The organism is uncultured Sphingomonas sp. (assembly GCF_937859915.1).
GTDB lineage: Bacteria > Pseudomonadota > Alphaproteobacteria > Sphingomonadales > Sphingomonadaceae > Solisphingomonas.
Genome location: NZ_CALMAW010000026.1, coordinates 1 through 26,526, shown reverse-complemented (window position 1 = coordinate 26,526; position 26,526 = coordinate 1). Strand labels below are relative to the sequence as shown.

19 protein-coding genes, 1 tRNA gene and 2 pseudogenes are annotated in these 26,526 nt (G+C 67.1%); 6 read left to right on the top strand and 16 right to left on the bottom strand.

Going from position 1 to position 26,526, the window contains the following annotated elements:
- Positions 1-272, top strand: a pseudogene (locus tag Q0326_RS04125) (hypothetical protein); the annotation flags it as partial.
- A gap of 883 nt (positions 273-1,155) precedes the next feature.
- On the opposite strand, the gene Q0326_RS04120 reads toward Q0326_RS04125, so the two are convergent.
- The 5 genes from Q0326_RS04120 to Q0326_RS04100 all read right to left on the bottom strand — a co-directional run bounded on the left by Q0326_RS04120 (position 1,156) and on the right by Q0326_RS04100 (position 5,703).
- Positions 1,156-1,368 carry a helix-turn-helix domain-containing protein gene (locus Q0326_RS04120; RefSeq protein WP_298687408.1) on the bottom strand — a complete coding sequence of 71 codons (213 nt, stop codon included), beginning with the start codon at positions 1,366-1,368 and terminating at the stop codon, positions 1,156-1,158.
- Positions 1,365-1,778: a hypothetical protein gene (locus Q0326_RS04115; protein ID WP_298687406.1), complete on the bottom strand. Its 414-nt coding sequence runs from the start codon at positions 1,776-1,778 to the stop codon at positions 1,365-1,367. The genes Q0326_RS04120 and Q0326_RS04115 overlap by 4 nt, the downstream gene beginning before the upstream one ends.
- 123 nt (positions 1,779-1,901) lie before the next feature.
- On the bottom strand, positions 1,902-3,860 hold the full coding sequence (locus tag Q0326_RS04110; RefSeq protein ID WP_298687404.1) for a DUF3363 domain-containing protein: 1,959 nt from the start codon (positions 3,858-3,860) through the stop codon (positions 1,902-1,904).
- Positions 3,861-4,194: 334 nt separating this feature from the next.
- Positions 4,195-5,151: a FecR domain-containing protein gene (locus Q0326_RS04105; protein WP_298687402.1), complete on the bottom strand. Its 957-nt coding sequence runs from the start codon at positions 5,149-5,151 to the stop codon at positions 4,195-4,197.
- 15 nt (positions 5,152-5,166) lie between these two features.
- Positions 5,167-5,703 carry a sigma-70 family RNA polymerase sigma factor gene (locus Q0326_RS04100; RefSeq protein WP_298687400.1) on the bottom strand — a complete coding sequence of 179 codons (537 nt, stop codon included), beginning with the start codon at positions 5,701-5,703 and terminating at the stop codon, positions 5,167-5,169.
- A gap of 73 nt (positions 5,704-5,776) precedes the next feature.
- Here Q0326_RS04100 and Q0326_RS04095 point away from each other — a divergent pair, with 73 nt between their 5' ends.
- Positions 5,777-6,028, top strand: a complete 252-nt coding sequence (locus tag Q0326_RS04095) for a helix-turn-helix transcriptional regulator (RefSeq protein WP_298687398.1) — start codon at positions 5,777-5,779, stop codon at positions 6,026-6,028.
- A gap of 51 nt (positions 6,029-6,079) precedes the next feature.
- Here the strand turns inward: Q0326_RS04095 and Q0326_RS04090 are convergent.
- The 3 genes and pseudogenes from Q0326_RS04090 to Q0326_RS04080 all read right to left on the bottom strand — a co-directional run bounded on the left by Q0326_RS04090 (position 6,080) and on the right by Q0326_RS04080 (position 8,774).
- Positions 6,080-6,996, bottom strand: a pseudogene (locus tag Q0326_RS04090) (zincin-like metallopeptidase domain-containing protein).
- Positions 6,997-7,261: 265 nt separating this feature from the next.
- On the bottom strand, positions 7,262-8,533 hold the full coding sequence (locus Q0326_RS04085) for an integrase arm-type DNA-binding domain-containing protein (protein ID WP_298687396.1): 1,272 nt from the start codon (positions 8,531-8,533) through the stop codon (positions 7,262-7,264).
- A gap of 165 nt (positions 8,534-8,698) precedes the next feature.
- Positions 8,699-8,774 (bottom strand) — tRNA-Thr (locus Q0326_RS04080).
- A 135-nt stretch (positions 8,775-8,909) separates the two neighbouring features.
- Here Q0326_RS04080 and Q0326_RS04075 point away from each other — a divergent pair.
- The 3 genes from Q0326_RS04075 to dcd all read left to right on the top strand — a co-directional run bounded on the left by Q0326_RS04075 (position 8,910) and on the right by dcd (position 15,752).
- The gene (locus Q0326_RS04075; RefSeq protein WP_298687394.1) at positions 8,910-10,190 is read left to right on the top strand and encodes a hypothetical protein; all 1,281 of its coding nucleotides are present in this window, start codon (positions 8,910-8,912) and stop codon (positions 10,188-10,190) included.
- 156 nt (positions 10,191-10,346) lie between these two features.
- A complete protein-coding gene (locus Q0326_RS04070) occupies positions 10,347-15,029 on the top strand; it encodes an NAD-glutamate dehydrogenase domain-containing protein (RefSeq protein WP_298687391.1) in 4,683 nt (1,560 codons plus the stop codon).
- Positions 15,030-15,197: 168 nt separating this feature from the next.
- Positions 15,198-15,752 carry a dCTP deaminase gene (dcd, locus tag Q0326_RS04065; protein ID WP_298687389.1) on the top strand — a complete coding sequence of 185 codons (555 nt, stop codon included), beginning with the start codon at positions 15,198-15,200 and terminating at the stop codon, positions 15,750-15,752.
- Positions 15,753-15,854: 102 nt separating this feature from the next.
- Here the strand turns inward: dcd and Q0326_RS04060 are convergent, their stop codons facing one another.
- Positions 15,855-16,931 (bottom strand): AI-2E family transporter, encoded by a 1,077-nt coding sequence (locus Q0326_RS04060; protein ID WP_298687386.1) that lies wholly within the window; start codon positions 16,929-16,931, stop codon positions 15,855-15,857.
- Positions 16,932-16,939: 8 nt separating this feature from the next.
- Positions 16,940-19,321, bottom strand: a complete 2,382-nt coding sequence (locus Q0326_RS04055; RefSeq protein WP_298687384.1) for an RNB domain-containing ribonuclease — start codon at positions 19,319-19,321, stop codon at positions 16,940-16,942.
- A 126-nt stretch (positions 19,322-19,447) separates the two neighbouring features.
- Here Q0326_RS04055 and Q0326_RS04050 point away from each other — a divergent pair, with 126 nt between their 5' ends.
- Complete coding sequence (locus tag Q0326_RS04050) at positions 19,448-19,600, top strand: hypothetical protein (protein WP_298687382.1); 153 nt, start codon at positions 19,448-19,450, stop codon at positions 19,598-19,600.
- A gap of 24 nt (positions 19,601-19,624) precedes the next feature.
- Here the strand turns inward: Q0326_RS04050 and Q0326_RS04045 are convergent, their stop codons facing one another.
- The 6 genes from Q0326_RS04045 to Q0326_RS04020 all read right to left on the bottom strand — a co-directional run.
- Entirely contained in the window at positions 19,625-20,662 is a 1,038-nt protein-coding gene (locus Q0326_RS04045) for an enoyl-CoA hydratase/isomerase family protein (RefSeq protein ID WP_298687381.1), read from the bottom strand.
- Complete coding sequence (wecB, locus tag Q0326_RS04040; protein WP_298687379.1) at positions 20,659-21,753, bottom strand: UDP-N-acetylglucosamine 2-epimerase (non-hydrolyzing); 1,095 nt, start codon at positions 21,751-21,753, stop codon at positions 20,659-20,661. The genes Q0326_RS04045 and wecB overlap by 4 nt, the downstream gene beginning before the upstream one ends.
- A gap of 170 nt (positions 21,754-21,923) precedes the next feature.
- Positions 21,924-23,918, bottom strand: coding sequence for an acetyl/propionyl/methylcrotonyl-CoA carboxylase subunit alpha (locus tag Q0326_RS04035; protein WP_298687377.1), 1,995 nt, complete (start codon positions 23,916-23,918; stop codon positions 21,924-21,926).
- Positions 23,918-24,316 carry a lysozyme inhibitor LprI family protein gene (locus Q0326_RS04030; protein ID WP_298687375.1) on the bottom strand — a complete coding sequence of 133 codons (399 nt, stop codon included), beginning with the start codon at positions 24,314-24,316 and terminating at the stop codon, positions 23,918-23,920. The genes Q0326_RS04035 and Q0326_RS04030 overlap by 1 nt, the downstream gene beginning before the upstream one ends.
- A 130-nt stretch (positions 24,317-24,446) precedes the next feature.
- The gene (bioB, locus tag Q0326_RS04025; RefSeq protein ID WP_298687373.1) at positions 24,447-25,460 is read right to left on the bottom strand and encodes a biotin synthase BioB; all 1,014 of its coding nucleotides are present in this window, start codon (positions 25,458-25,460) and stop codon (positions 24,447-24,449) included.
- Positions 25,457-26,526 (bottom strand): methylmalonyl-CoA mutase family protein (locus tag Q0326_RS04020; RefSeq protein WP_298687371.1); only part of this gene is annotated, 1,070 nt, incomplete at its 5' end. The genes Q0326_RS04020 and bioB, both read right to left, overlap by 4 nt.

Genomic DNA, 26,526 nt, shown 5'->3' with positions numbered 1-26,526 from the left:
CCGCCGTGGATGAGGACCGCAGCGGGCGTCATTTCGCAGGAGACGTAATCGCTACCGCTGGCATTCACCCCGTAAAGAATCTAACACTCTACACAGAAGCCGAGGGTCTTCACGACGACGATCCCACTGGTCATACGACGCAGTTCTATGCAGCCGAAGGCGCCGCCTTAAAAACCAGCGCTAAGCTCTCGCTGTGGACTGAGGCGGTTGCCGGCTTGAACTCTGATAGTACCGACATACGGATCTTCTCGGGTTTCACCATTTTGTTCTAGCTTCGAAAAAAGCCGCGCAACACCATCACCGATCGCCGTCAGTATGTAGGTGCACGCGGGCTCCATGTCTGGATGCCTGAAAGCCAACCGCGGGAGCTGTTGCCGGGACGGTGGAGACCAAGATTCACAGAGATAGCAGCTTTAGTGACAAAGGCGCCGAGGTCAGCTCATCCACGGCACGGCGTCAGCAATCTTCTCCCCCTACGTATGACCGGCTCTGCAGCGCACGATCAAGACACGTGAAGCTGAGCCTCAGATGTGGGCTCCGGTCGTATCGCGATGCGCGCGATCAGCGTAACCATGTTGGCCCCGTCTAACAGCGAACTTCGCTGCAACCGAGAGCCGGTTGCCCGCCATTGAGAGCGAGCGCATCTCGTCCGAAGCATCGCACGAAGGTGAGAGCAGTATCTGACGACGATGCAGGGTGAGTTGAGCGGTCGTTCCAGCGCTGGTGACCGGCAGCTAGCCGCCGCGGCGACCCAAAAGCCGCCATCCAGAGCGACTTGGCACGCGGAACGGTGCGGCGTCCTAACACCCAGATTAGACCCTAGCATCCGAGCTGGACGATGAATCGCCGACCGTCTGCAATCGAGGAAGCGTGCTGGAGCAATCTACGACCGACATTGGCGCCTAGCCGCCAATAACCGAAAGCTGAACGAAGGGCAGCTAACCGACCCGGGCTTCTCCAAACCGGCCGGGCCGTTCTCCACCAGGATCACCTCGAAAGCAGCCGGTCCGCCCACTACCGGAACCACCAGAGATAGACCTTTCAGTTGCCGATACCGAAAAACTACAGAACACGAAATAAAAATTGCGGCTTATAAAACAGACTTGCGCCAAGGCGTAAATTGGCAAATCTCGCCCCATCGGCCACCAGAAATATTCAACCGGTTATCAATTTTCGAAGATTGGCAACGGGAATCAGCGTTGCCGATCCGACCTTGACGATCTCAAGCTCCCCGGACGCGATCAGCTCGTAGATTTTCGATCGGCCAAGCCCGATCAATCTAACGGCATCGGAAATGCGAACTGCGATCGGCTCGATCTGCGGAACAGGCGTTTCTACCGCGAGCGCCTCGCAGTGGCGTTTATTCACGATACGGTCTCCTTGGTTTGAGACGGCACGATCGTTTCCGGACCTTTGCCCATCCGCCGCGCGACTCCATCGAGGAATGCCTGATAGCCCTTCTGACCGGCCGCCTTCGCGTCCTCGGTCATGACCGGCCACATCGCGCTTCGGGTCAGATAGTGTTTGAGGAACGAGAACAGCGCGTAGCTGACGATGAACGTCTCGCGGCGGGTCTCGTCGATGCTCCTCTGCAACCGTTCGATCCGCTTGGCGTCGATCGCAGCCTCGTCGGTCGCGGCGCGCTTGTTCAGCCAGGCATCGACCATCTCGACGAGCAAGTCGGAGCGCGCCCGCTTCTGGCTCTTGGCGATCGCGGCCAAGCGCTTCGATGTTTCAAGTGGCAGGAACAGCTGGTGACGGGTCTTTCCTCGGATCATCGGCGGCCTCCATAGGATTTGACAATCCCGAGGATCGTCGTCTGCCGCGATGATATCCTATGCGGGAAAGCGGGATCAGACTCTGTCTGGTGTCACTGAGGGCCGATTGGAGGACGCTCGTGCTTAAATTTGCGGACCGCCGCGATCTCGTCCGACCGTCCATTCGATGCTTGCGCCGTTGGGCCGGACGTTGATGGGACGGCCAAGCTGGCGGTCCATCTCTGGGCGCCACGGCACAAGCGTAAACTCGCGGGACTTCTCGATCAGCGCATAGCGACCGCCGCTGGCCTCGATCGATCGACGATAGATGCCGCTGAAGCTTGCCCCGTCCTTGGTCTCGGTGAAGTCGAGCTTCAGCTCTTCGCCGAGCTGGCCAGCAACGCGGAACAGCTCGCGCCGACGCAGCGTCTTCATCAGATCACGCTGTAACCGGAACTGGCCGGCCTCCCCGTCGGCGAGCCCCTGATCGAGCAGCCATCGCCGGCGCGCATCGAGCGCCCGCTTCACCTCGTGCCCGAAGCCCTGATTCGCGATGTCATGCCGAAACTCGCCGCTGAGCTGTCGATCCAGCCAGGTCGGTGCGTCCAGCTTGGTGACGGCGTCGAGTGCCTTGGTCGCGACGGTCTCGATCACATAGGGCATGCGCTCCGCTTTGGCGCGCTCCCATGCGTGCACCCGTTCGAGATGATCGGGCGCGATCGTCCAGCTTCCGTCCAGTTGCCGCTCGGCCGCGCCGGTCGCGCGACGGATCGCCTCAAGCCGCCTGACGTGGGCCTCGGCAAAGCGCGCGCTGGCATTGGGGTCATGACGGAGATGATCATCGATGCTGTAGCGACCGCCATTTGCCGCCGCGACCTCGGCGACGGTGCGGTCGACCTCACGCGGCGCCGTGATGGTCGGCTTGAGGATGACGACATGGCCTGTCGCGAAGCTGCCGTCGGCGCCGCCGATGCCGGCATAATGGGTGTGGCCGTCGATCCCCTCGACGATGAGATAGCGCTGGTCGTTCAGCTCGTCGGCGAGCCCACGGGCAGCGACACGGCCAACGATCGGCTCGGCCGGCTGCGCATCATGGACGCGGTAGAGTTCGGATTGGTCACCTTTCGACTGGGACAGCGCCGCGTGCATGGTGCGGATGATGTCACCGCGTCGGCCCATCTCCTGCAGCACCGTCTCAGCGTCCGACGCCAGCGACCAGCGATGCGGCGCGACCTGCTCGGCCAGCCCCATCGTCTCCAGTTTGCGGGCGCGGGCGACGAGCAGCGGCTCGGTCCGCTTCTCGAAGCCATCGGTGTCGCTAGGTCGGGACAGATCGACGACGCCGTCCTCGGCCCGTCCCAACAAACGGCGATCGAGCCGGGTGAGCCGCTCGGCATCGACTTCGCGCTCCAGCTGACGTTCGACCTCACGCTCGGTCTCGGGGCCGAGATCGCGCGTGATCAATCCGCCCGCCCGGTGGCGAACGCCATGGGCGATATAGTCACCAGCGATGTTGAGCGTCTTGCCGTCCTCGGTCACGCCGCGCAGCACGATGTGAACATGGGGGTGCCCCGTGTCGTGATGCTCGACAGCAACCCAGTCCAGCGTGGTGCCGAGATCCTGCTCGAGCTGGGCCATCAGATCACGCGCGAACGGCTTTAGCGTTTCATAGGCCGCGCCGTCTTCGGGCGAGACGATGAAGCGGAACTGGTGCCGGTCTTCACCACCCCGTTCGATGAAGGCACTGCGGTCGGCCTCGTCCGAGAAAGTGGAGAACAAGCGACCGGGCTCGCCATCGCGGGTCGTGCCGTCGCGTTCGAGATATCGCAGATGCGCCTTGGCGGCGCCGCCGGTCTTGCCAGCCAGCTTGACGATGCGGGCCTTGACCAGCACCCGGCGCATACGAACCCGCTGTCCCGATGACCGGTCGAACGACCAGACAGGCGAGCGGGGAAATCCGGCTGCGGCCTTGGCGCCGCGACCTCGGGCATTGAAGCGACCGGAGGCAGCTTTGGGTGCTGCGCCGACGACACTTTGCAAGCGGCGAGGATTGCCGCCGGCCCGCGCGATCCGCTCCAGCATCGGGCGCTGGGCGCGGGGCATGCGCGGCCCCGCAGGGTCGTGGCGCATGCGCCCTAGAAGGGGCTCGAAACCATCATCCTGTCCTGCCATGATCGAAAAGCTGGGCCGGGATCGAGGGGCTGACAAGTATCTCCCCGCAAAACCCACGGAATGCCAGGGCTTCAGCGGCATTCCACCGGGATCACGCTCTCTCGGTTGAGCGAGGGAGTGCTGTTGGCTCTCTAAAAAAGGACGTGCAGACAAGCATTTAGGCCGGATTCGGCCGAGTGGGGCAACCCGCTTTATCTTGCCATCACTCCCCTAACCCCCGATCCCCTGCTTTTCATCCGCGAAACCAGTCCATCAAGAAGATCTCCTAGCCGATCAGATGGACCGAACCGTTCCTCTCGGTGACGGACTTGAGCGGTAGTATCGCCGTCACCGCAGCGACGAAGGCGGCCACGTCTCCGGTGGTCAGCGTCCCGCTGAACCGGACTTCGGCATAGGACGGATCATCGAGGCGCACGGGATGATCCGCGTAGCGATTGACCTCGTCGATCGCTTGCGAAAGCGGCACGCCGTCGAGCACCAACCGGCCGCGCGTCCATGCCGTCGAGCTTGCCGTGTCGACCGTTTCCGGCACCAGCTTCTGGCCTGGAACGACGCGAAGTTTCTGCCCCGATGTAAGGTGGGAAAGACTGTTGCCGGAGCGGATATCGACGCCGCCCTGGACCAATGTCACGACGGTTTGATCCCCTGCCCGGCGTACGTCGAACTGTGTGCCGGTCGCCGTCACGCTGGCCGAACCGGCATCGACGATGAAGGGCAATTCGGCATTGTGGGCAACGGTGAAATAGGCCTGTCCACGTGTCAGTCGGACATGCCTGGCGTCATGGGTGAAGTGGGTCGTTAGCGCTGAATCGGTGTCGAGTTCGACGATCGATCCGTCCGATAGCGCCACTTCGCGCGTCTCACCGACGCCCGTGGTGAGGCTTTGATCGCGACCGTACCAAGAGGTGAAGAGCACGCCGCCCGCGACCAGAAGCGCAACTAACCCGGACGCCAAGGCGACCCGATTGGGCCCGCGGCGACCTCGAACGAGGCCGCGTTGATAGGCCGCATCGGTCGCCGCCTGAATGGACGAACGCTCCGCCAATCGACCGGTCGTGTCATATAATTCCTCGACCGCGAGGAAGGCATCGACGTTGCCGGGTTGCCGGCGCCAGACGAAAAATTCGTCGAGCGTCTTGAGTGAGACCGGCAGCGTTTTCAGCCGGGCATACCACTGCGCGGCCTCAGCTTGTGCTTCCGCCTTGCCGTCATTGTCGGTCATCGTTCGCCGCGCCGTCTAATCGTGCAGGGCCATCATGCACAGCTCAAGCGCTTTGCCCATGCGCCATTCCACGGTCTTGATCGAGATGCCGAGATGCTCGGCGATCTGGGCGTTGGTCATGTGGCGAAAGCGGCTGAGCGTGAACACGTCGCGGTAGATTTCCGGCATCGACAGGATAAGTCGCTCCAAGGCCAGCACGGTCTCCGGCTCCGACAATCCGGGCTTTTGGCTCGCGGATCCGGCATCGTTGGCGACTACCCCGCGGCGATGATCGTCGCGCACTGCCTCACGGCGCTTGCGGTCACGAAACAGGTTGAGCGCCGTCTGCGACAGGAATGCCTTGGGGTGTTCGATGTCGTCGCTTTTGCGCCCAGCGGCGCGGATCCAAGTGTCCTGAACAATGTCCTCGACGTCGGCTGGCTGGACACGCAGGCGACGCGAGACAAGCGCGCGGAGCCATTCGGCGTGGTCGCGATAGAGGGCTTCGATCGCGCGCCAGCTCGATCGCTCCTGGTCTGTGGCCCATGGCATGTCCCCATCCGATCCAGCCAAGTTCAATTCCCGTGCGTTAAACGCAAATATGGAAAAACGGCATATGCCATAACAGCATTTAGATCAATGCTGGATGCCAAAGACGATCTTCACCGACGAAAATATGGCGGTCGTAGAGGTCGTTAAAGCTGCGCGGATAGCGGCTGGCTTAAAGCAGTCGCAACTTGCTGAGCGCATTTCAAAGGATCAAAGCTGGATCAGCCTTGTTGAAGGCTCACAGCGGCGGCTGGACGTGGTGGAATTTATCCAACTTGCGCGCGCTCTCGGCATCAAACCTTCCGCGATGCTAGACCAAATAATCGAAAAGATCGCCCAATCTCAATAGTGAGACCGGGCGATCCTCTATCGTTCAGGCTGAAGACGATGGCCTCTCGGCTCAATCCATTTTCGTGACGCCGCCGTTCGAACCAAGGCCAAGCAGCAAATTTGCGGCCTTGCTGGCCTGACTGGCGGCCCGGAAGATAGCGCGATTGTCCTCCCGCAATACCTGCAGCCAAGACCCGATATAGTCGGCATGCCGCCGGTCGGTTCGATCGAAAGCGTCGCGCAGACGAACGCGCTCGCCATCTCCGCGACGAGTTCCTCGCGGGCGTAGAAGGCATCTCCGTGTCGCCCGGTCTGATCGCGGCCAAGCCGGGAGGGATGCCCCGTCCAATGGCCCAGTTCGTGAAAAACCGTCCGATACCAGTCGATCTGGTGATGATAGAGTTGCTGGAACGGCACCGCTACGAAGTGAGCACCGGGCGCATAGAAGGCCTTGTCTCCGCCGATCCGGATATCGGCGCCGGTGGCATCGATCAGCGCCTCGGCATGGGGAATGATCTCGCGTTCGGGTAGTGGCTCGGCGATGCCGGCAAGCTCCTCCGGCAGTTCCTCGCACTGATCGATATTGAAGACGGTGAAGCGCTTGAGGAAGGCGATCTGCCGGGCCTCGTCGCCCTCGGATGACGCGCGCGCCTGCTCCGATTTCGGCGTGAAGCGATCGGCATAGCAGATGGTGGTGCCGGCCTCGCCCTTGCGGACATGGCCGCCCAGCGCCTCGCACTGGCGATAGGTCAGCCACGCCTGATGGGCATAGCCGCGCTCGATGACGGTTGCCCACAGGATCAGGACGTTGATCCCGGAATAGATCCGCCCGGTTCCCGCATTGCAGGGAAGCCCGGCTGATACCTTCGCACGGTTCCAGGGCTGCACCCATGGCAGCCGCCCCGCCTCCAGCTCGGCGATGATCCGATCCGTCACCTGCGCGTAAAGGTCGCCCGCTGCCGGCTTGGCATGATCCTTGGTCTTCATCGTCCTGTTCTCCTTCCCGCCCCACGCAACCGGCCCGGAAGGGGGCGGGGTGGGCGGCAAGAGCGGTTCGGCAATCCCGCCGATCGAGGCGGACTGCACCCGAAGGGCCGGAACGAAGAGGAGGACCCGGCAACGCCGGGTTGCGGGCCGCCGCGGCGGGATTAGAGGATAGCGACGCCCACCTCGCTCGCTTCAGAGCCGAATGCAGACGTCATCGCAAAGCGATGGCCGCATGCCGGTGTGCAGCACCGGCCAATCTGGCGCATTACGCCATCTTTGCGACGCTCGGCCGTTTCCGCGCAGGCGCGACGGGCAGCTTTGGCTGACCGAACTTCGGCCTAATCGCCTTCGCCTTGGCGCGAAGTTCATCAAGGTAATCCGACCACCATTGCGCCATGCGGACACGTTCGTCCCAATGGGCTCCGCGGTGGTAGGCGGCGCGAACCCCGTTCCTCTCGCCATGTGCCAGCGAGCGCTCGATCGCGTCGGGATGCCACAGACCACATTCGTTGAGCAGCGTCGCCGCCGTCGCCCGGAAGCCGTGCGAGGTCATGTCTTCCTTACCGTAGCCAAGCCGCCGCAGCGCGGAGTTCAGCGTATTCTCACAAATCGGCCGGAACGGCGAGGACAGCGCCGGGAAAAGATAGATGCTCCTCCGCGCCAGCCCCTGCAGCTGTTTGAGATAGGCGAGCGACTGCCTTGAAAGAGGGACTGTATGCGGTTGCCGCATCTTCATCTTGGCGGCCGGGATCTTCCAGACCTCGGCCTCCCAATCGATTTCGCTCCACTCGGCGTGACGCAATTCGCCAGGTCTTACATAGAGATGCGGGGTAAGCTGCAGCGCGAGCAAAGTCTCCGGCTGGCCGGTGTATCCATCGATCGCACGTAGCAGCTCGCCCACATCCTTGGGATCGAGAAGCGCCGAATGATGCCGCGTCCGCGGCGCAATCAGGGCACCGCGCAACACATCCGCTGGATTCACCGTGGCCCGACCAGTGACGATGGCATAGCGAAACACCCGGGAAGCGAAGGACCGCGTACGGCCGGCAGTCTCGCGGTGGCCACGCCGCTCGAGCTTGCGAAGTGCCGCCAGCAGCTCTTGCGGCGTGATGTCGGCGACCGGCAGGACGCCGATGTCGCGATCGATCAGATCCCGAAACCATCGCGCCTTCTTCATGGTCGCTGTCGTGCGCCCCTCGGCTTCCATTTTCTCCAGATACTCGTCGGCAACGAGGCGGAAGGTGGTGGCGGCACGAAGCTCCGCAGACAGCTTTTCGCGCCTGCGCACGGCGACAGGATCACCGCCTTCGTCCACCATCCGGCGCGCTTCATCCCGCCGATCCCGGGCGTCCTTGAGCGAAACTTCGGGGAAATGGCCCAGCGACAATTTTCGCTCGACCTTGTGGAAGCGATATTTGAATCGCCAGAGCTTTGCCCCCGAAGGTTGGACGAGCAGGAACAGGCCTTTCTCGTCGGCCAGCTTGTACGGGAGCGCCTTGGGCTTGGCAGCGCGAATCTCGACGGGTGTGAGTGCCATTTGGGGCCACGACGTTTGAGGGCGACGCTCGTGGCCCCCAATATGGCCACCAAATCGTCCGGATGAGGACGGATTTGGATGGACGAAACTGGACACCCGAGGCCCAATTATACGCGGAAATCCGCCATTTTTCCAGAGTTTGATGGCCGCTCGCGGAGCGTCTGATGGTGCCGCCTACAGGACTCGAACCTGTGACCCCCGCATTACGAATGCGATGCTCTACCAGCTGAGCTAAGGCGGCGTGCCGGTGGCGGGCCTCTAGCAGTGGATTGCCGACCTCGCAAGTCGCCGCGCGATGCTTTACGGTATCGCAACCATGGTCGGTCCATGGTCACGATCCCGGGTGGCATGAGCGCGCCGGGCATGGGGATGGCGAATGGACGGGATGCGCGCGATCGAAGCCGAAGGCGACAGCGAAGAGCGCGACACCGCAGCCGTGGGCGAACGCGCGGCGGCCCCCGCGATCGGGACCGACGAGCGCCGCATGCACGTCCGCGCCTATAATTTCTGGGTGGGCATGCTCGGCGGCCGCATCTATCCCTCGATCGAGGATCTCGATCCGAAGGCCGCCGCCGATTTCGCGCCGCACTCGGTGCTGCTCGACTTCACCGCCGGGGTCGACAATCCGGCGATCGCCTATCTTGGCGAAGCGCTGCGCCGCGAATGCGGGCTCGGTCACGAGATTGCGACGATCGCCGACGTGCCGAGCCGCTCGCTGCTCTCCCGGCTCACCGACCATTATCTGCAGATCATCGCCAACCGCGCGCCGATCGGCTTCGAGGCCGAATTCCTCAGCCAGCGCGGGCTCAACACGCTGTATCGCGGCATATTGATGCCCTATTCGTCCGACGACGACACGATCGACTTCGTTTACGGCGTGATCAACTGGAAGGAGGTGGCGGCCGACGCCGACGCCGACGCCGACACCGTGATCGCCGCGGCGCTGCCTGCCGCCGCGCCTGCCCCACCCCCCGCCGAGCCGGTGTTCCCCGACGCCCCGGCCTGGGCCGACGGACCGAGCAGCGGGATCGGCGACGCCGACGACGAGACGCTGGCCCCGGGCCACAATGCCGCGCTCGCCGATCATCTCGCCGCCGCGCGCGACGAGGCCGAGCTTGCGCAAGGCTCGCATCTGCGCAGCCGCGTCGCGCTCTACCGGGCGCTCGGGCTCGCCTATGACTTCTCGCTGCTCGCCGGCGCGCGGTCGGGGGAATATGCCGAACTGCTCGACGATGCCGGGATCAAGGCGCAGGCGCGAGCGCCGATGACCGCGGTGATCAAGCTGATCTTCGGCGCGCAGGTCGACAAGGCGCGCGCCACCGAATTCGCCGCCACGCTCGCCTATGCGCACCGCCTCGGGCTTCAGCCCGGCGCGCTGGCCGATCATATCGACCGCCAGCCCGGCGGGCTCAAGGCGATGGTCGCCGCCGAGCGGATCGCCCGCCGCCCCGCCGAGGCACCGCCCAGCCACGCCGAGATCGCGCGCGCCGCGCTGCGCCGGATCGAGCCGCAACTGGTCATCGACCTGCCCTCCGATCCCGGCGAATTCGTGCTGCTGCTCGCGCGGCGAGAGCCCGACGGCCGACTCGCGGTGATCGCGCCCGTGCCCGACGAGACGAGCTTGGTCGATCGCGCGATCCGCAAGATCACGAACTGACGCCGCGCGCTTACGCAACAAAGCGTCGCCATTATGCGCTTGTCGGACGTGCCGTTGCGTGCGGCCCACGAGGGTTGAGAAGCATCTCCGAGGGGCGCATAGCGGCGCGCAATCCGCCCCCGGCGAGGGGCTGAGCGCGGCGAGGAGCGGAAACGCATGACGGCATCTGTGGCGAGCGAGACGACCTCCGGCGCGCAAGCGGAGGCGGGTCCGCTCGTCTCCGAGATTGCCGGCGTGCTGACCCACGGCGCGCTGCCCGGCGAGACCGACGGCTTCGACGAAGCGGCGTGCTTGGCGGCCGCCGGCTTCGTGGCGCAGGCGGCGGCGACGCGCGCGGCGGGCACGCCCAGCTTCGCGCTCGAATCGATCGGCGGCGACGGCGGGCGCCGGCTGATGCGCCTGGCGATCGTCAATGACGATATGCCGTTCCTGGTCGATTCGGTGTCGTCGGCGCTGGCCGCGCGCGGGCTCGCGGTGCACCGCCTGCTCCACCCGATCGTCGCGGTGCGGCGCGACGCAGCCGGCGCGCTCAGCGCGCTGTTCCCGCCGCGCACCGAGGGCGAGCGGCGCGAGTCGATCATCTATATGGAGATCGAGCGCACCGACGCCCGCGAGCGCCGCACGCTGGTCGACGATCTCGCCGAGGTGCTGGGCGACGTCCGCGCCGCGGTCGAGGACTGGCCGATGCTCCAGCAGGCGCTGCGCCAGGGCACCGCAGCATTGCCCGACGGCGAAGGCGCGGCGCTGCTGCGCTGGTTCCTCGACGGCAATCTGACGCTGCTCGGCCATGTCGACGAATCCGCCGACGGCGCCCGCAGCGCTATGCTGGGTATCCTCCGCGCCGACGACGACGCGCTGTGGACCGACGCGGCGCGCGCCGCCGCGATCGCCTGGTTCGAGGCCGGCAACGAGGCGCCGCTGCTGCTCAAGGCGGATCGTCTCGCCACCGTGCACCGCCGCGTGCCGCTCGATCTCGTGGTGCTGCCGCGCCGCGACGGCGGTCGCGTGGCCGGGCTCGACATCCACGCCGGGCTGTGGACCTCGGGGGCGCTGGCGACGCGCGCCGACCGCGTACCGCTGCTCCGCCGCCGGCTCTCCGACCTCGAGGAGGAGCTTGGCTTCGATCCGGCCAGCCATGCCGGCAAGGCGCTGCACCATGCGCTGCACGAGCTGCCGCACGACATCGTCGTCGCCTTCCCGATGGCGGCATTGAAGCAGGTCGCGCTGACCGCGATGTCGCTCGCCGACCGGCCGCGTCCCAAGCTGGTGCTGGTGGAGGAGGTGCTCGGCCGCATGCTGTTCGCCTTCGTCTGGCTGCCACGCGACGAACTCACCACCAGCCGCCGCGATGCGATCGGGCGGATGGTCGCCGAGGCGGCGGGCGGCGCGGTCGTCACCTGGGCGATCGATCTCGGCGACGGCGGGCTCGCGCTGCTGCGCTATACGGTGACGCTCGAACAGGGCAGCGCACTGCCCGACGCCGCCCCCCTCGACGCCCGGCTCGAGCAGATGGTGCGCGGCTGGGCACCGGCGGTCGAAGCGGCACTGGTCGACCGCGTCGGCGCCAACCGCGCGGCACGGCTCGCGCTCAGCCATGCCGCCGCTTTCCCGACCGGCTATCGCGGCCGCTCGGACGCGGGCGAAGCCGCCGACGACATCGTCCGCCTCACCGCGCTCGACGACGATGACGACCGCGCGGCGCGGCTCTATGCGCAGACGGGCGAGCCGAACGACCGGCTGCATCTCAAAATCTACCGTACCGGTGGGCTGGTGCCCTTGTCCGACGTCGTGCCGGTGCTCGAGGATTTCGGCTTCGTCGTGCTCGAGGAGGTGCCGACCGCGCTCGACGGCGGCAAGCTCGGCCATATCCATGAATTCCTCCTGGATGCGCCGGCGGGGTCGGCCCCGTCGTTGCTGGCGCGTGCCGCGGTTGCCGAACAGGCCATTGCCGAAGTGCTCAAAGGCCATGCCGAGGCGGACGCCTTCAATGCGCTGATCGTCAGCCTCGGGCTTGCCCCCCGCGCGGTGGTGTTGCTGCGCGCCTGGTTCCGCTATCTGCGCCAGACCGGGCTTGCCTACGGGCTCGCCACCGTCGCCGACGCGATGGCCCGCGCCCCCGACGTCACACGCGGCTTTGTTGCACTGTTCGACGCGCAGCATGATCCGCAGCATGCGTCGCCGGAAGCGGCGCGCGCGGCTCTCGCCGCGATCGACGAGGGGCTGGTCGCGGTCGCCGCGATCGACGACGATCGCATCCTGCGGCGGATGCGCGGCCTGGTCGAGGCGATCCTGCGCACCAACGCCTTCGCCCCCGCCGCGCAGGAAGCGCTCGCCTTCAAGCTCGACAGCGCCGCCGTCCCCGATCTGCCCGCGCCCAGGCCGTGGCGCGAGATCTGGGTCTATTCGCCGCGGATCGAGGGCATCCATCTGCGCGGCGGCCCGATCGCGCGCGGCGGCCTGCGCTGGTCCGATCGCCGCGACGACTTCCGCACCGAGATATTGGGGCTGATGAAGGCGCAGGTGGTCAAGAATGCGGTGATCGTGCCGACCGGCGCCAAGGGCGGCTTCTACCCGAAGCAGCTGCCCGGGGCGGGAGACCGCAAGGCGTGGCTCGCGGAAGGCACCGAGAGCTACCGGATCTTCATCCGTGCGCTGCTGTCGGTGACCGACAACATCGTCGACAATGCCGTCGTCCACCCGCAAGCGGTGACAATCCTCGACGGCGAGGATCCCTATTTCGTCGTCGCCGCCGACAAGGGCACCGCGACCTTCTCCGATATCGCCAACGCCATCGCGGTCGAGCGCGGCTTCTGGCTGGGCGACGCCTTCGCGAGCGGCGGCTCACACGGCTACGACCACAAGGCGATGGGGATTACCGCCAAGGGCGCCTGGGTGTCGGTCACCCGCCACTTCGCCGAGATGGGCGTCGACGTCCAAAGCGATCCGATCGTGACCGCAGGCTGCGGCGACATGTCGGGCGACGTGTTCGGCAACGGCATGCTGCTGTCCAAGACGATCCGGCTCGTCGCGGCGTTCGACCACCGCCACATCTTCCTCGACCCGACCCCCAATGCCGCAGCCAGCTGGGACGAGCGCGCGCGCCTGTTCGCGCTGCCGAGCTCGAGCTGGGCCGATTACGATGCCGGCCTGATGTCGCCGGGCGGCGGCATCTTCCCGCGCTCGCAAAAGGCGATCCCGGTCTCGGCGGAGGCGGCGGCCGTGCTCGGCATCGCGCCAGGGACCACCGATCCCTCGACGCTGATCCAGGCGATCCTGAAAGCGCCCGTCGACCTGATGTGGTTCGGCGGCATCGGCACCTACATCAAGGCGGCATCGCAGGCGCAGGCCGACGCCGGCGATCCGGCCAACGACGCCAATCGCGTCAATGCCGACCAGCTGCGCTGCAAGGTGATCGGCGAAGGCGCCAATCTTTCGACCACCCAGGCGGGTCGGATCGAATTCGGCCTGCTCGGCGGGCGGATCAACACCGACTTCATCGACAATTCGGCGGGAGTCGATTGTTCGGACAATGAGGTCAACATCAAGATCGCGCTCAATGCCGAGATGATCGAGGGCCGGCTCGGCTTCGAGGATCGCAACAGCTTCCTCGCCAGCATGACCGACGACGTCGCGCGAATCGTGCTCGAGGACAATCGCCTGCAGACGCTGTCGCTGTCCTCGGCCGAGCGCGGCGGCCCGCATGCGCTGCCCAGCCAGATCAGCGTGCTCGAGGAGCTCGAGGCCGCAGGCCGGCTCGACCGCAAGGTCGAGGGGCTCAAGAATAATGACGAACTCGCGCGCCGCGCGCAGGACGGCCACGGCCTTACCCGCCCCGAACTGGCGGTGATCCTGAGCCATGCCAAGCTCGCCCTCCAGGCCGCGATCGAGGCTTCGCCGATCGCGGGCGACCCGGCGCTTGCGCCGATCCTCCATGCAGCCTTCCCCGCCCCGATGCAGGCGCGCTTCGCCGATGCGATCGACCATCACCGGCTGCGCGGCGAGATCATCGCCACCAAGGTCGCCAATGCGGTGGTCAACCGGCTCGGGCTGGTCGCGCCGTTCGAGCTTTCGGAAGAGGAAGGCGTCAGCCTTGCGCGCGTCTCTGGCGCCTATCTCGCCTGCGACGCGATCTTCGGGCTGACCCAGCTGTTCGCCGACATCGAGGCCGAGACGATGCCCGAGCGCGGCCGGCTCGAACTGCTCGACACCGCCGCGCGGATCATCCGGCTGCACATCGCCGATCTGATCCGCGTTGCCAATCCATCGGCGCTGCCGGGCGCGATGGCCGCCGATCTTGCGCCCGGCGTCGCCCGCCTCGATGCCGCGGTCGACGGGCTGATCAAGGCCGAGGTCAAGGGCGCCACCGCGCAGCTGACCGCACGACTGGCCGAGACCGGTGCCAGCGCCGCGCTCGCACAACGCGTCGCCCGACTCTACGAGCTCGACGGCGCGATCGCGACCGCCGCGCTTGCGCAACGCCAGGGCTGGAGCGAGATCGACGTCGTCGCCGCTTATGTCAAACTCGGCGAGGCGCTGGGGCTCGACTGGGCCAAGGCGGCAGCCCAGCGCGCGACTTCCGCAGACGGCTGGGAGCGGCTGCTCACCGCCGGCCTGGCGCGCGATTTCGAACAGCTCCGGCTCGACTTCCTGTCGCGCGCGGGCCCGTCCGGCCCGGGTGCGCTGGTCGACCGCTGGCTGGCGCAGCATCAGGCGCGCGTCGACCGCTTCGCGCGGCTGGTCCAGCGCGCGCGCACGGCGCCCGCGGTCAGCCCGGCGATGCTGGCGCAGGTCGCGGCGCAAGCGCGCATCCTGCTCGCGCGCCGCGCGGACGGCGAATAGGCCACCACGTCGTCATGCCGGACCCGATCCGGCATCCGGAGTTGCAGGCGGCGTGCTTGAAGCCCTGGATCCCGGATCGAGTCCGGGATGACGCGGGCTGATCGAATCCCTTGCCCCGATCGCCTCCAGCCGCGACAAGCGCCGCGCATCGTCACGCAAGGAGCCGCCATGTCCGTCCAATCCGATCGCTGGATCCGCGAGCAGGCGACCGAACATGGCATGATCGAGCCGTTCGTCGAGGCGCAGCGCGCCGAGGGCTGCATCAGCTACGGCCTCTCCTCCTACGGCTATGACGCGCGCGTCGCCGACGAATTCAAGATCTTCACCAACATCGACAGCGCGATCGTCGATCCCAAGGACTTTTCGGCGAACAGCTTCGTCGACCGCAAGACCGATTGCTGCATCATCCCGCCCAACTCGTTCGCGCTGGCCCGCACGGTCGAATATTTCCGGGTGCCGCGCGACGTGCTGGTGATCTGCCTCGGCAAGTCGACCTATGCGCGCTGCGGAATCATCGTCAACGTGACCCCGCTCGAGCCCGGCTGGGAGGGGCATGTCACGCTCGAATTCTCCAACACCACGCCGCTGCCCGCCAAGGTCTATGCCAATGAGGGCGCGTGCCAATTCCTGTTTCTGCTCGGCAACGAGCCCTGCGAGGTCAGCTATGCCGATCGCGCCGGCAAATATATGGGTCAGCGCGGCGTGACACTGCCGAGATTGTAGGCGGTTCGGAGGAAGGGGGAGCGACGCGCCAGCGTCGCGTCCCACTTCGGAAGCCGGAGACCCTCACCCAATCCTCTCCCAAAGGGAGAGGGCTCAAGGATTTCAGGCCCCCTTCCCCTCGCCGCCATGCTCGATGAACTCGCGCCACAGCATCACCAGCACCGCCATCGTCGCGGGGCCGACGAACAGCCCGAGCAGCCCGAGCGTCTCGACCCCGCCCAGAATGCCGACCAGCACCCACAGGAACGGCAGCCGGGTCGCGCCGCCGATCAGCGCGGGGCGGATGAAATGGTCCGCGACGCCGACCACCGCGAGCCCGATCGCGATCACCGCGATGGCCTGCCCCAGCGCATCCTGCGTCAGCAGCGCGAAACCCGCGATCGCGAACATGACGGCCGCGCCGAACGGGATCATCGCCGCGATCGCCGTCGCCATGCCGAGCAGGATCGGATGCGGCACGCCGAGCGCGAGATAGGCGACCGTCATCACCGCGCCTTCGCCCAGGCCGACCAGCACCAGCCCGTCGATCGTGCCGCGTACCGACTGGACGACCTGTCGACCGATCCGCTCGCCCGAGGGTCCGAGCAGCCGCCCGCTCGCGACGCGCAGCTGCGCCACCAGCGTCTCCTGGTCGCGCAGCGTGAAGAACAGCGCGAGCAGCGTGAACAGGAAGATGACGCTGCCGTGGAGCAGCATCTTGCCGAAATTCTGCGTGTGCCGGAACAGCTGCTGATTGTAGCGCGCCATCTCGGCCTGTGTCGCCTCGGGGGTCGAGAGATGCTGCTGCCACCAGCCGGTGACCTGCGCCGACCCGAACGGCAGCGCATGTACCCAGGCGGGCACCGGTATGCCGGTGGTGCGCACCGTGTTGAACCAGGCGACCAGATCCTTCGCTTCGGCGATCGCGCGGAACAGCCCGAGCGCCACGGGAATCAGCACGATCAAGCCGATCCCGAGCGTGAACAGCAGCGGGAGCAGCATCCCACCGCGCAGCCGCGGCCAGCGCCGCTCAAGCCGCAGATAGAGCGGCGAGAAGGCGATCGCGAGCACCGCCGCCCAGACCAGCGCCGCGATAAAGCCGTGGATCAGCCAGATGCCCAGCGCGGACAGCCCCAGCGTCAGGATGATCCGCGCGCGGCGGTGGTAGGCACCCGGCAGCGGGATACAGGGATCGGTCATGGACGTCCTCAGCGGCGGCTCTGATGCCGGATATTGCCCGGCCGCCCGCGCTTGCCCATCGGCCGGTTGGCGCCCGGCCGGAGCCGGGTGCCGCGCATCGGCATGTGATTGGCGCCTTCGGACAGCTCGAAGCGTAACGCGCCGCTGGCGACATTGGCTTCGACCAACCGCAGCGTGATGTGCTGGCCGAGCGTGAAGCGTTCGCCGCTCTCGTCGCCGATCAGCGCATGGGCGGTCTCGTCATAGCTGAAGCGCTCCGCGCCCAGCGTCGAGACCGGCACCAGACCGTCGCCGCCGAGCCCGACGACGGTGGCGAAGAAGCCGAAGCGCTGCACCCCGGTGATCCGCGTCTCGACCAGCTCGCCGACGCGCGTCGACAGATAGGCGGCGACGTAGCGGTCGATCGTCTCGCGCTCGGCCTCCATCGCGCGGCGCTCGGCTCGGCTGATGATCTCGCCAAGATCGCTCATCCGCGCGGCGTCCTCGCCCGACAGCTTGGTGTCGTCGACCGCGGGCGCGAGCTTGTAGGCGCCGACCAGCGCGCGGTGGACGAGGAGGTCGGCATAGCGGCGGATCGGCGAGGTGAAATGCGCATAGCTGCCCAGCGACAGCCCGAAATGGCCGACGTTGGCGGGCGAATAGACCGCCTGCATCTGCGTCCGCAGCACCTGCGTCATGATCTCGGCGCGCTCGGGCCGCGCGTCGACCAGCTTGAGGATATGGTTGAAGGTCTTGGGTCGCACGACCTGGCCGAGCGCAAGCGACAGGTCGAACGTCTCGAGATATTCCTTCAGCGCGACCATCTTCTCGCGGCTCGGCGTCTCGTGGATCCGGTACATCACCGGCGCCTGCTTCTTCTCCAGCGCACGCGCGGCGGCGACGTTGGCGGCGATCATATAGTCCTCGACCAGCCGGTGCGCGTCGAGCCGCTCGCGCGGCGCGACCGAGGCGATGCGACCCATCTCGTCGAGCACGACGCGCTGCTCGGGCAGGTCGAGCGCCAGCGGCTCGCGCTTGTCGCGCGCCGTGGCGAGCGCCGCCCAGCAGGCCCAGAGGTTGCGGAGCGCGGAGAGGATTTCGGGGGCGACATCCTCCTGCTCGCCCCCCTCACCGTTCGTGCCGCCCCCTCCACCGTTCGCACTGAGCGCAGTCGAAGTGCGTGTTTCAGGCGCGGCGCCTGCGTCACGTCCTTCGACTTCGCTCAGGACGAACGGGTCTTCGGGGGCGCTCGCAGTATCGATCGCGAACTGCGCCACCTCATAGGCGAGCACGCTGGCGATCCGCACCAGCGCGCGGGTGAAGCGGAACGCCTTGACCTCGCCGTCCGCGTCGATCGTCAGATGGCAGGCCAGCGCCGCCCGGTCCGCGCCCTCGCCCAGCGAGCAGACGTCGGCGGACAGTATCTCGGGCAGCATCGGCACGACGCGGTCGGGGAAATAGACGCTGTTGCCGCGCTTCTTCGCCTGATTGTCGAGCGACGTGCCGGGGCGGACGTAGAAGGACACGTCGGCGATCGCCACGATCGCCTGCCAGCCGCCGGGATTGGCCGCGTCGTCGTCCGGTGCCGCCCAGATCGCGTCGTCATGGTCGCGCGCGTCGGACGGGTCGATCGCGACGATCGGCAGATGGCGCAGATCCTCGCGCCCCTCCCCCAAGGACTGCTTCGCGCTGCGATCCGCCTCGTCGAGCGCCGTCTCGGGAAAGACGTCGGGAATGCCATATTTGTGGATCGCGATCAGGCTGAAGCTGCGCGGCGCGAACGGATCGCCAAGCCGCTCGACGACCCGCGCGGTGATCTTGGGCGGGCGGCCGCTCTTTTCGGCAAGCACAAGATCGCCGACATCGGCGTCGCCGACGTCCGAGATGGCGAGGTCGTGCCGCTCCTTCTTGTCGACGGGCTTGAGCCACAGCCGGTCACCCTCCTTGTGGACGACGCCGAGCACCTGCTCCTCGCCCTTGGCGAGCTTTTTCAGCGGGTGCGCGACCCAGCCGCGCCCGGCTTCCTCGGTGCGCGCGAGGATGCGGTCGCCGACGCCGAGCGCGGACTGGCGCCGTCCGCGTTCCATCACCCGCAGCCGCGGCGGCGGATGGCCTTCCGCGACCCAGGTCTCGGGCACCGCGATGACGGTGTCGCCCTCGATGTCGACGACGCGCAGCACGGTCACCTTGGGCACGCCGCCGAGCTTGTGGAAGGCGCGGCCGGGCCCCAGGTCGATCAGCCCTTCGTCGGCCATGTCCTTGAGCAGCGCTTTGAGGCGGATCTTGTCCTGGGCGTGCAGGCCGAAGGCACGCGCGATCTCGCGCTTGCCGGCGGGCTGGTCGCTGCCCTCGATGAACGTCATGATCTGGTCGCGGCTGGGCAGGCCGGGGGCGGTGTGGGGCTTGGGCATCGGGGCGAAGCCTAGACCTCCACGGCGCCCTCGTCACCTGTCCGCTGACCGCTGCATCGATGGACCCAATTTCGGCATAGCTCGTTTCGGAGGGGGAATATCCCGCAAGCACCCAAGGAGAAGACTATGCGCCTGTTGGCAATCGCCGCCGCCGCCCTGATGGTCACCGCGACCGCCGCCGCTCCCGCCTCCGCCGACTGGCATGGCCATCGTCACGGCGGCTGGCACGGCCATCATCGCCATTGCGGCTTCGCGCACGGTCATCGCCGCTGCTGGTAAGCTAGGGTTCGGACGCCGCGCCGGTCACCGACCGAGCGGCGTCCACATCTGATCGTCGGGCAGCGGCGCGAAGATCGTGTCGATCATGTGACCGGTGACTCCGTCCGCGGTCGACGGGTTCCACACCGGCCGATTGTCGCGGTCGACCAGCAGCGCGCGCACGCCTTCGCGGAAGTCGGGCCGCTGGCAGACATGGACCGCGACGCCATATTCGGCGCGCATCTCTTCGGCGAAATCGGTGCGGTCGCGACCGTCGAGCACCAGCTTGAGGCTCACCTTGCACGCCTGCGGCGACTTGCGGCGCAACGTGCCGAGCGTCGCCTCGGCCCAATCCGACCTGTCCCCCGCCAGCGCCGCCAGCACATCCTCATAGCTATGCTGTGCAAACAGCGCGTCGATCAGCGGGCGCTTAGCGAGGATACCCGCGGCCGGCGGCGTTACTGCCGCGGCGTCTATCAGCGTCTCGATGCCGCGCGGATCGCTGGCGATCGCCGATTTGAGCGCGGCCAGCGACGCCGACGGCACATAATGCGTCGCCAATCCCAGCGCGCAGCATTCCGCCCCGTCGAGCCGCGCCCCGGTGAGCGCGAGATACTCGCCCATCGCGCCCTCGAGCCGCGACAGATACCAGCCGCCGCCGACATCGGGGAACAGCCCGATCCCGGTTTCGGGCATCGCGAACATCGTGTTCTCGGTGGCGATGCGATATTTGGCGGGCAGAGCGATGCCGACCCCGCCGCCCATCGTCACCCCGTCCATGAAGGCGACGACCGGCTTGGCGTAGGTGAACAGCAGATGGTTGAGGCGATATTCCTCATGAAAGAAGGCGTGCGCGACGTCGGCGTCGGTCGACGCCTCGACGACGTCCCCACCCGCGCAGAAGCCGCGGCCCTCGGCATGGTCGATCAGCACGACCTCGACCGCCGCGTCGCCGCGCCAGGCCTGGAGCGCATCGATCATCGCGGTGCACATCGGCGTGGTCAGCGCATGGATCGCGCGCGGCCGGTTGAGCCGCAGCCGCCCTGCGCCGCCGTCGACCGATGTCAGCAACTCGTCCGTCATGCGTTCCGTCTCCTGAGGTCCGCGACGCAGCGCGCCGCGGTCTGTCCGTCCCAATGTACCGGCCGGGGCTGCGCCGAGCGCGGCGTCGCCAGCGCCTGATCGAGCGCGGCGGCGAGCGTGTCGGAGGTGACCAGCCGATTGGTGCCCTGCGTGATGGTGATCGGCCGCTCGGTATTGTCGCGCAGCGTCAGGCAGGGAATGCCCAGATAGGTGGTTTCCTCCTGGATGCCACCGGAATCGGTGATCGCCGCCGCCGATCCCGCGACAAGGCTCATGAAACGCACATAGGGCAGCGGATCGGTCAGCACGACGCCGTGCTGGGCGAGCCGCTTGTCGAGCCCCATCGTCGCCAGCCGCTGCGCGGTGCGGGGATGTACGGGGAAGACCAGCGGCAGACGTGCCTGCGCCACGACCAGCGCCGCGACCAGCGCACCCAGCGCGAACGGGTGGTCGACGTTCGACGGGCGGTGCAGCGTCACCACACCGTAGCGTTCGGGCAGCCCCAGTGCCGCCGGCTCGGCCGCCGCCGCGATCTTGCCGCGGACGAGCTCGAAACTGTCGAGCATGATATTGCCGACATTGGTGATCCGCGCGGGATCGCAGCCCTCGCGCAGCAGATTCTCGTCGCCATCGGGCGATGGCGTCCACAGAACATCGGCGATCGCGTCGGTCGCGAGGCGGTTGATCTCCTCGGGCATGGCGCGGTCGCCCGAACGCAGCCCGGCCTCGAGATGCACCACCGGAATACGCAGCTTGGCGCCGACCAATGCGCAGGCCAGCGTCGAATTGACGTCGCCGACGACGATCAGCCAATCGGGGCGCTCGGCCAGCGCGATCTGCTCGTAAGCGATCATCACGTTGCCGGTCTGCTCGGCATGGCTGCCCGAGCCGACGCCGAGATGATGATGCGGTGGCGGCAGCGACAGGTCGGCGAAGATCGCGTCCGACATATTGGGGTCGTAATGCTGGCCGGTGTGGATCAGCACCGGCTCGAAATCGGGCGCCGCGGTCAGCGCATGCCACAGCGGCGCGACCTTCATGAAATTGGGTCGCGCGGCGGCGATGAGGTGGACGCGGGCGGGTGCGGTCATGCGGTCACCCTAGCCGGGTTTCGTGACGGTGGCACGGTGTTTGGACGCAAACGCTTGGGCGTGCCAACACCCGAACCCGTTCGCGCTGAGCGCAGTCGAAGTGCAGCCGCAGCGCGTGGCCTTCGACTGCGCTCAGGCCGAACGGATGGGGGAAGCTGTCGGTACGTGGGTCATTCGAACTCGAGGATCACCTGGTCGATCGCCAGGCTTTCGCCGACGCCCGCCGCGACCTTCGACACCGTCGCCGATTTCTCGGCGCGCAGCATATTCTCCATCTTCATGGCCTCGACGGTCGCGAGCGGCTGGCCCGCCTCGACCTTGTCGCCGAGTTGCACCATCAGCCGCGTCAGCAGCCCCGGCATCGGCGACACCAGGAAGCGCGACATGTCGGGCGCGACCTTCTCGATCATATGATGCCGGAGCGCGGCCACGCGCGGCGGCGCCACCTGCACTTTTCGCACGCGGCCGCCCGTGGTCACCGTCATCAAGCCGCGCTTGCGCGCGATCCGCAGGAAATAGGTCTCGCCGGCGACCTCGGCCTCGACGATCGCCGCGCCCGGCCGATAGCCCAGCGACAGGCTGACGCTCGCCCCGTCGATCGTCGCGGCCTCGGCCTCCAGCGTGACGTCATGCTCCTCGCCGTCGATCCGCACCACCCAGCGGTCCGACGCCTCGAGCGGCGTACCGAGCTGCCCGTCGACATGCAGCGCGCGCACCGCATCCGCCTTGGCGATCGCCGCCGCCGCCGCCGCGACCGCCTGCAGCGTCGCCGGCTGCTCGGGCGCGCCGTGGAAGCCGTCGGGATATTCCTCGGCAATGAACCCGGTGGTGATCTCGCCCGAGCGAAAGCGCGGATGCTGCGACAGCGCCGAGAGGAAATCGAGATTGGTGCCGACGCCGGCGATCTCGTAGCGGTCGATCGCGGCAATCTGGAGGTCGATCGCGGCCGCGCGCGTCGGCGCCCAGGTCACCAGCTTGGCGATCATCGGGTCGTAGAACATTGAGACCTCGCCGCCCTCGAACACGCCGGTGTCGACGCGCACGACCGCATCCGACGTCCGGCTCTCGGGCGGCGGGGCGTAGCGCGTCAGTCGGCCGGTCGAGGGCAGGAAGTTGCGATAGGGGTCTTCCGCATAGACGCGGCTCTCCATCGCCCAGCCGTTCAGCGTCACATCGTCCTGGCCGAACGCCAGCTTCTCGCCATAGGCGACGCGGATCATCTGCTCGACCAGATCGAGCCCGGTGATCTCCTCGGTGACCGGATGCTCGACCTGCAGCCGCGTGTTCATCTCGAGGAAGTAGAAGCCCTGGCCGGTCTTGTCGGCGCCGCTCACGATCAGCTCGACGGTGCCCGCCGAATAATAGCCCACGGCTGCTGCGAGCGCGACCGCCTGCTCGCCCATCGCGCGGCGCATCTCGGGCGTGACGAAGGGCGACGGCGCCTCCTCGACGACCTTCTGGTGACGCCGCTGGATCGAGCATTCGCGCTCGCCCAGATACACGATATTGCCATGCTGGTCGCCGAGCAGCTGGATCTCGATATGCCGCGGGCTCTCGATGAATTTCTCGATGAACACGCGGTCGTCGCCGAACGAGGCGAGGCCCTCGCGCTTGGTCGCCTCGAACCCGTCGCGGACGTCCTGCTCGGACCAGGCGAGCCGCATGCCCTTGCCGCCACCGCCCGCCGACGCCTTCATCATCACCGGATAGCCGATGCCGCCCGCGATCTCGACCGCATGGTCGGTGCTGTCGATCTCGCCGAGGAAGCCGGGGACGACATTGACGCCCGCCGCCTTGGCCAGCTTCTTGCTCTCGATCTTGTCGCCCATCGCCGCGATCGCCTTGGCCGGCGGCCCGATGAAGGCGATGTCGTTCTCGGCGAGCAGTTTGGCGAAACTCTCGCGCTCGGAGAGGAAGCCATAGCCCGGATGCACGGCTTCAGCGCCGGTCGCCTTGCACGCCGCGACGATCGCGTCGGCGAGCAGATAGCTTTCGGAGGCCGGCGGCGGCCCGAGCCGCACTGCCTCGTCCGCCATCCTGACATGGGGGGCGAGCGCATCGACGTCCGAATAGACCGCGACCGTCTTGATGCCCATCTTCCTGGCGGTGCGGATGACGCGGCAGGCGATCTCGCCGCGATTGGCGATCAGGATTTTGGTGAACATCAGCGTCCCTCGGTGAAGTCGTCTTTGAGCTGCTGGGTGCGCTGCTTGGTGAGCGCGCTCAGGCAGCCGAGCCGGTAGATCGGCAGCTCGTGGCCGCCGGCATTGCCGTAGATCTGGAACTTGCACTCGCTGTCGCGATAGGCGAGCCACGTGCGCTGCGCGGTCAGCAGCGACTGGGTGTAGCTGAGCCCGCCGTTCGACTTCGGATCGTCAGCGCCGCTCGCCGCCCACTGCCTGACCTTGGCGAGCGAGGCCTGCCACTGCGCGTTGAGCGCGGTGTCGGCGCGGTCGTAATCGGCCTGTGCGCAGGCGATCAGGTCGGGCGTCACGACGCTGTCGCAGCGCTTGTCGTGCGGCGCGACGCCGGCGGCGAGAAGGAGGGCGGCGAGCGCGATCATAAGGATTGCTCCGACACGCCCATCACCCCGTCACCCTGAACTCGTTTCAGGGTCCCGCGCGCACCACGCCCCGGCAACGTCCGAAAGAAACGGGATGCTGAACCGAGTTCAGCATGACGGAAGGGGATGGTCATTCCGCGGCGATCGCCTCAGCGCGCACCGTGTCGCCCTGCATCGAGATCAGCCCGAGCTTGTCGAACAGCACCGCGTCGGCGTTGCCGCCAGCGTTGCCCGTGGTCAGCAGCCGGTCGCCGGTGAAGATCGAATTGGCGCCCGCCATGAAGCACAGCGCCTGCGTCGAGTCCGACATGCTCTCGCGCCCGGCCGACAGCCGCACCATGCTCTCGGGCATGACGATCCGTGCGACCGCGACGGTGCGAATGAATTCGATGTCGTCGATCCGCGCGCTCGGCACGTCCTTGAGGATGTCGCCGAGCACCGTGCCCGCGATCGGCACCAGCGCGTTCAAGGGCACGCTCTGCGGCGCCTCGGGCAGCGTTGCCAATGCATGGAGGAAGCCGACGCGATCGGCGCGGCTTTCGCCCATCCCCAATATGCCGCCGCAGCACACATTCATCCCCGCCGCACGGACGCGCTCGAGCGTGTCGAGCCGGTCCTGGAAGGTGCGCGTGGTGATGACGTTGGCGTAGTTCTCGGGGCTCGTGTCGATATTGTGGTTGTAATAGTCGAGCCCGGCGTCGGCGAGCCGCTCGGCCTGGTCGCCTTCGAGCATCCCCAGCGTCATGCAGGTCTCGAGCCCGAGCGCCTTCACCTCCGCCACCATCTGGAGCAGCGCGGGCATGTCACGCTCCTTCGGCGAGCGCCAGGCGGCGCCCATGCAGAAGCGGCCGGAGCCCGCCGCCTTGGCCTCGCGCGCGGCGTCGAGCACGGCGCCGGCGTCCATCAGCTTCTCGGCCTTGAGCCCGCTGTCGGCCGAGACCGACTGGCTGCAATAGCCGCAATCCTCGGCGCAGCCGCCGGTCTTGATCGACAGCAGCGTCGAGAGCTGCACCTCATTCTCGGGATGGTGACGGACATGGACGTCGTGCGCGCGCGCGACCAGGTCGAGAAAGGGCAGATCGAACAGGTCGGCGATCTCGTCGCGGGTCCAGTCGGTCCGGCCGATCGGGGGTACGAAGTTCACGCGGCTTTCTCCTCGGGCGGCATGTTGTGGCCGAGCAGCTTCAACACCTCCGCGGCGGCATCCGCAAGGTTGGTTCCGGGCCCGAAGATCGCCGAGACCCCCGCGTCGTACAGCGTCTGATAGTCCTGCGCCGGGATCACGCCGCCCGCGACGACCTTGATGTCGGAGCGACCCTTGTCGCGGAGCAGGCCGATCAGCTCGGGAATCAGCGTCTTGTGGCCGGCCGCCAGGCTGGAGGCGCCGACGACGTCGACATCTTCCGCGATCGCCACCGCGACCGCCTCGGCCGGCGTCTGGAACAGCGGCCCGGCAACGATGTCGAAGCCGAGGTCGCCGAAGGCGGACGACACCAGATTGGCGCCGCGATCATGCCCGTCCTGCCCCATCTTGGCGACGAACATCTTGGGCTTGCGCCCCTTGCGATGCGCGACCGCGTCGACGCCGTCGATCAGCTGCTGCCAGCGCGCGTCGGCACCATAGGCGCCGCCATAGATGCCCTTCACCGGCGTCGGCGTCGTATTGTAGCGGCCGAAGACATCCTCCATCGCAAGGCTGATCTCGCCGAGCGTCGCGCGCGCCCGGGCACAGTCGACCGCGAGTGCGAGCAGATTGTCGGTGCCGCGCGCGCCCTCGCGCAGCGCGTCCAGCGTCGCCCGGCATCGGGCCTCGTCGCGCCCCGCCTTGACCCGCTCGATCCGCGCGATCTGGCCGGCGCGGACCGCGACATTGTCGACGTCGAGGATGTCGATCGCATCCTCCGTCGCGAGCCGGTATTTGTTGACGCCGACGATCACGTCTTCCTTGCGGTCGACGCGCGCGGCGCGGCCGGCGGACGCTTCCTCGATCATCGCCTTGGGCCAGCCGGCGGCAACCGCCTTGGCCATCCCGCCCTCGGCCTCGACCTTCTCGATGATCTCCCAGGCGCGGTCGACCAGCTGCTGGGTCAGGCTCTCGATATAATAGGAGCCGCCGAGCGGATCGACGACCTTGGTCATCCCGGTCTCTTCCTGGATCACGATCTGCGTGTTGCGCGCGATCCGGGCGGAGAAATCGGTGGGCAGCGCGA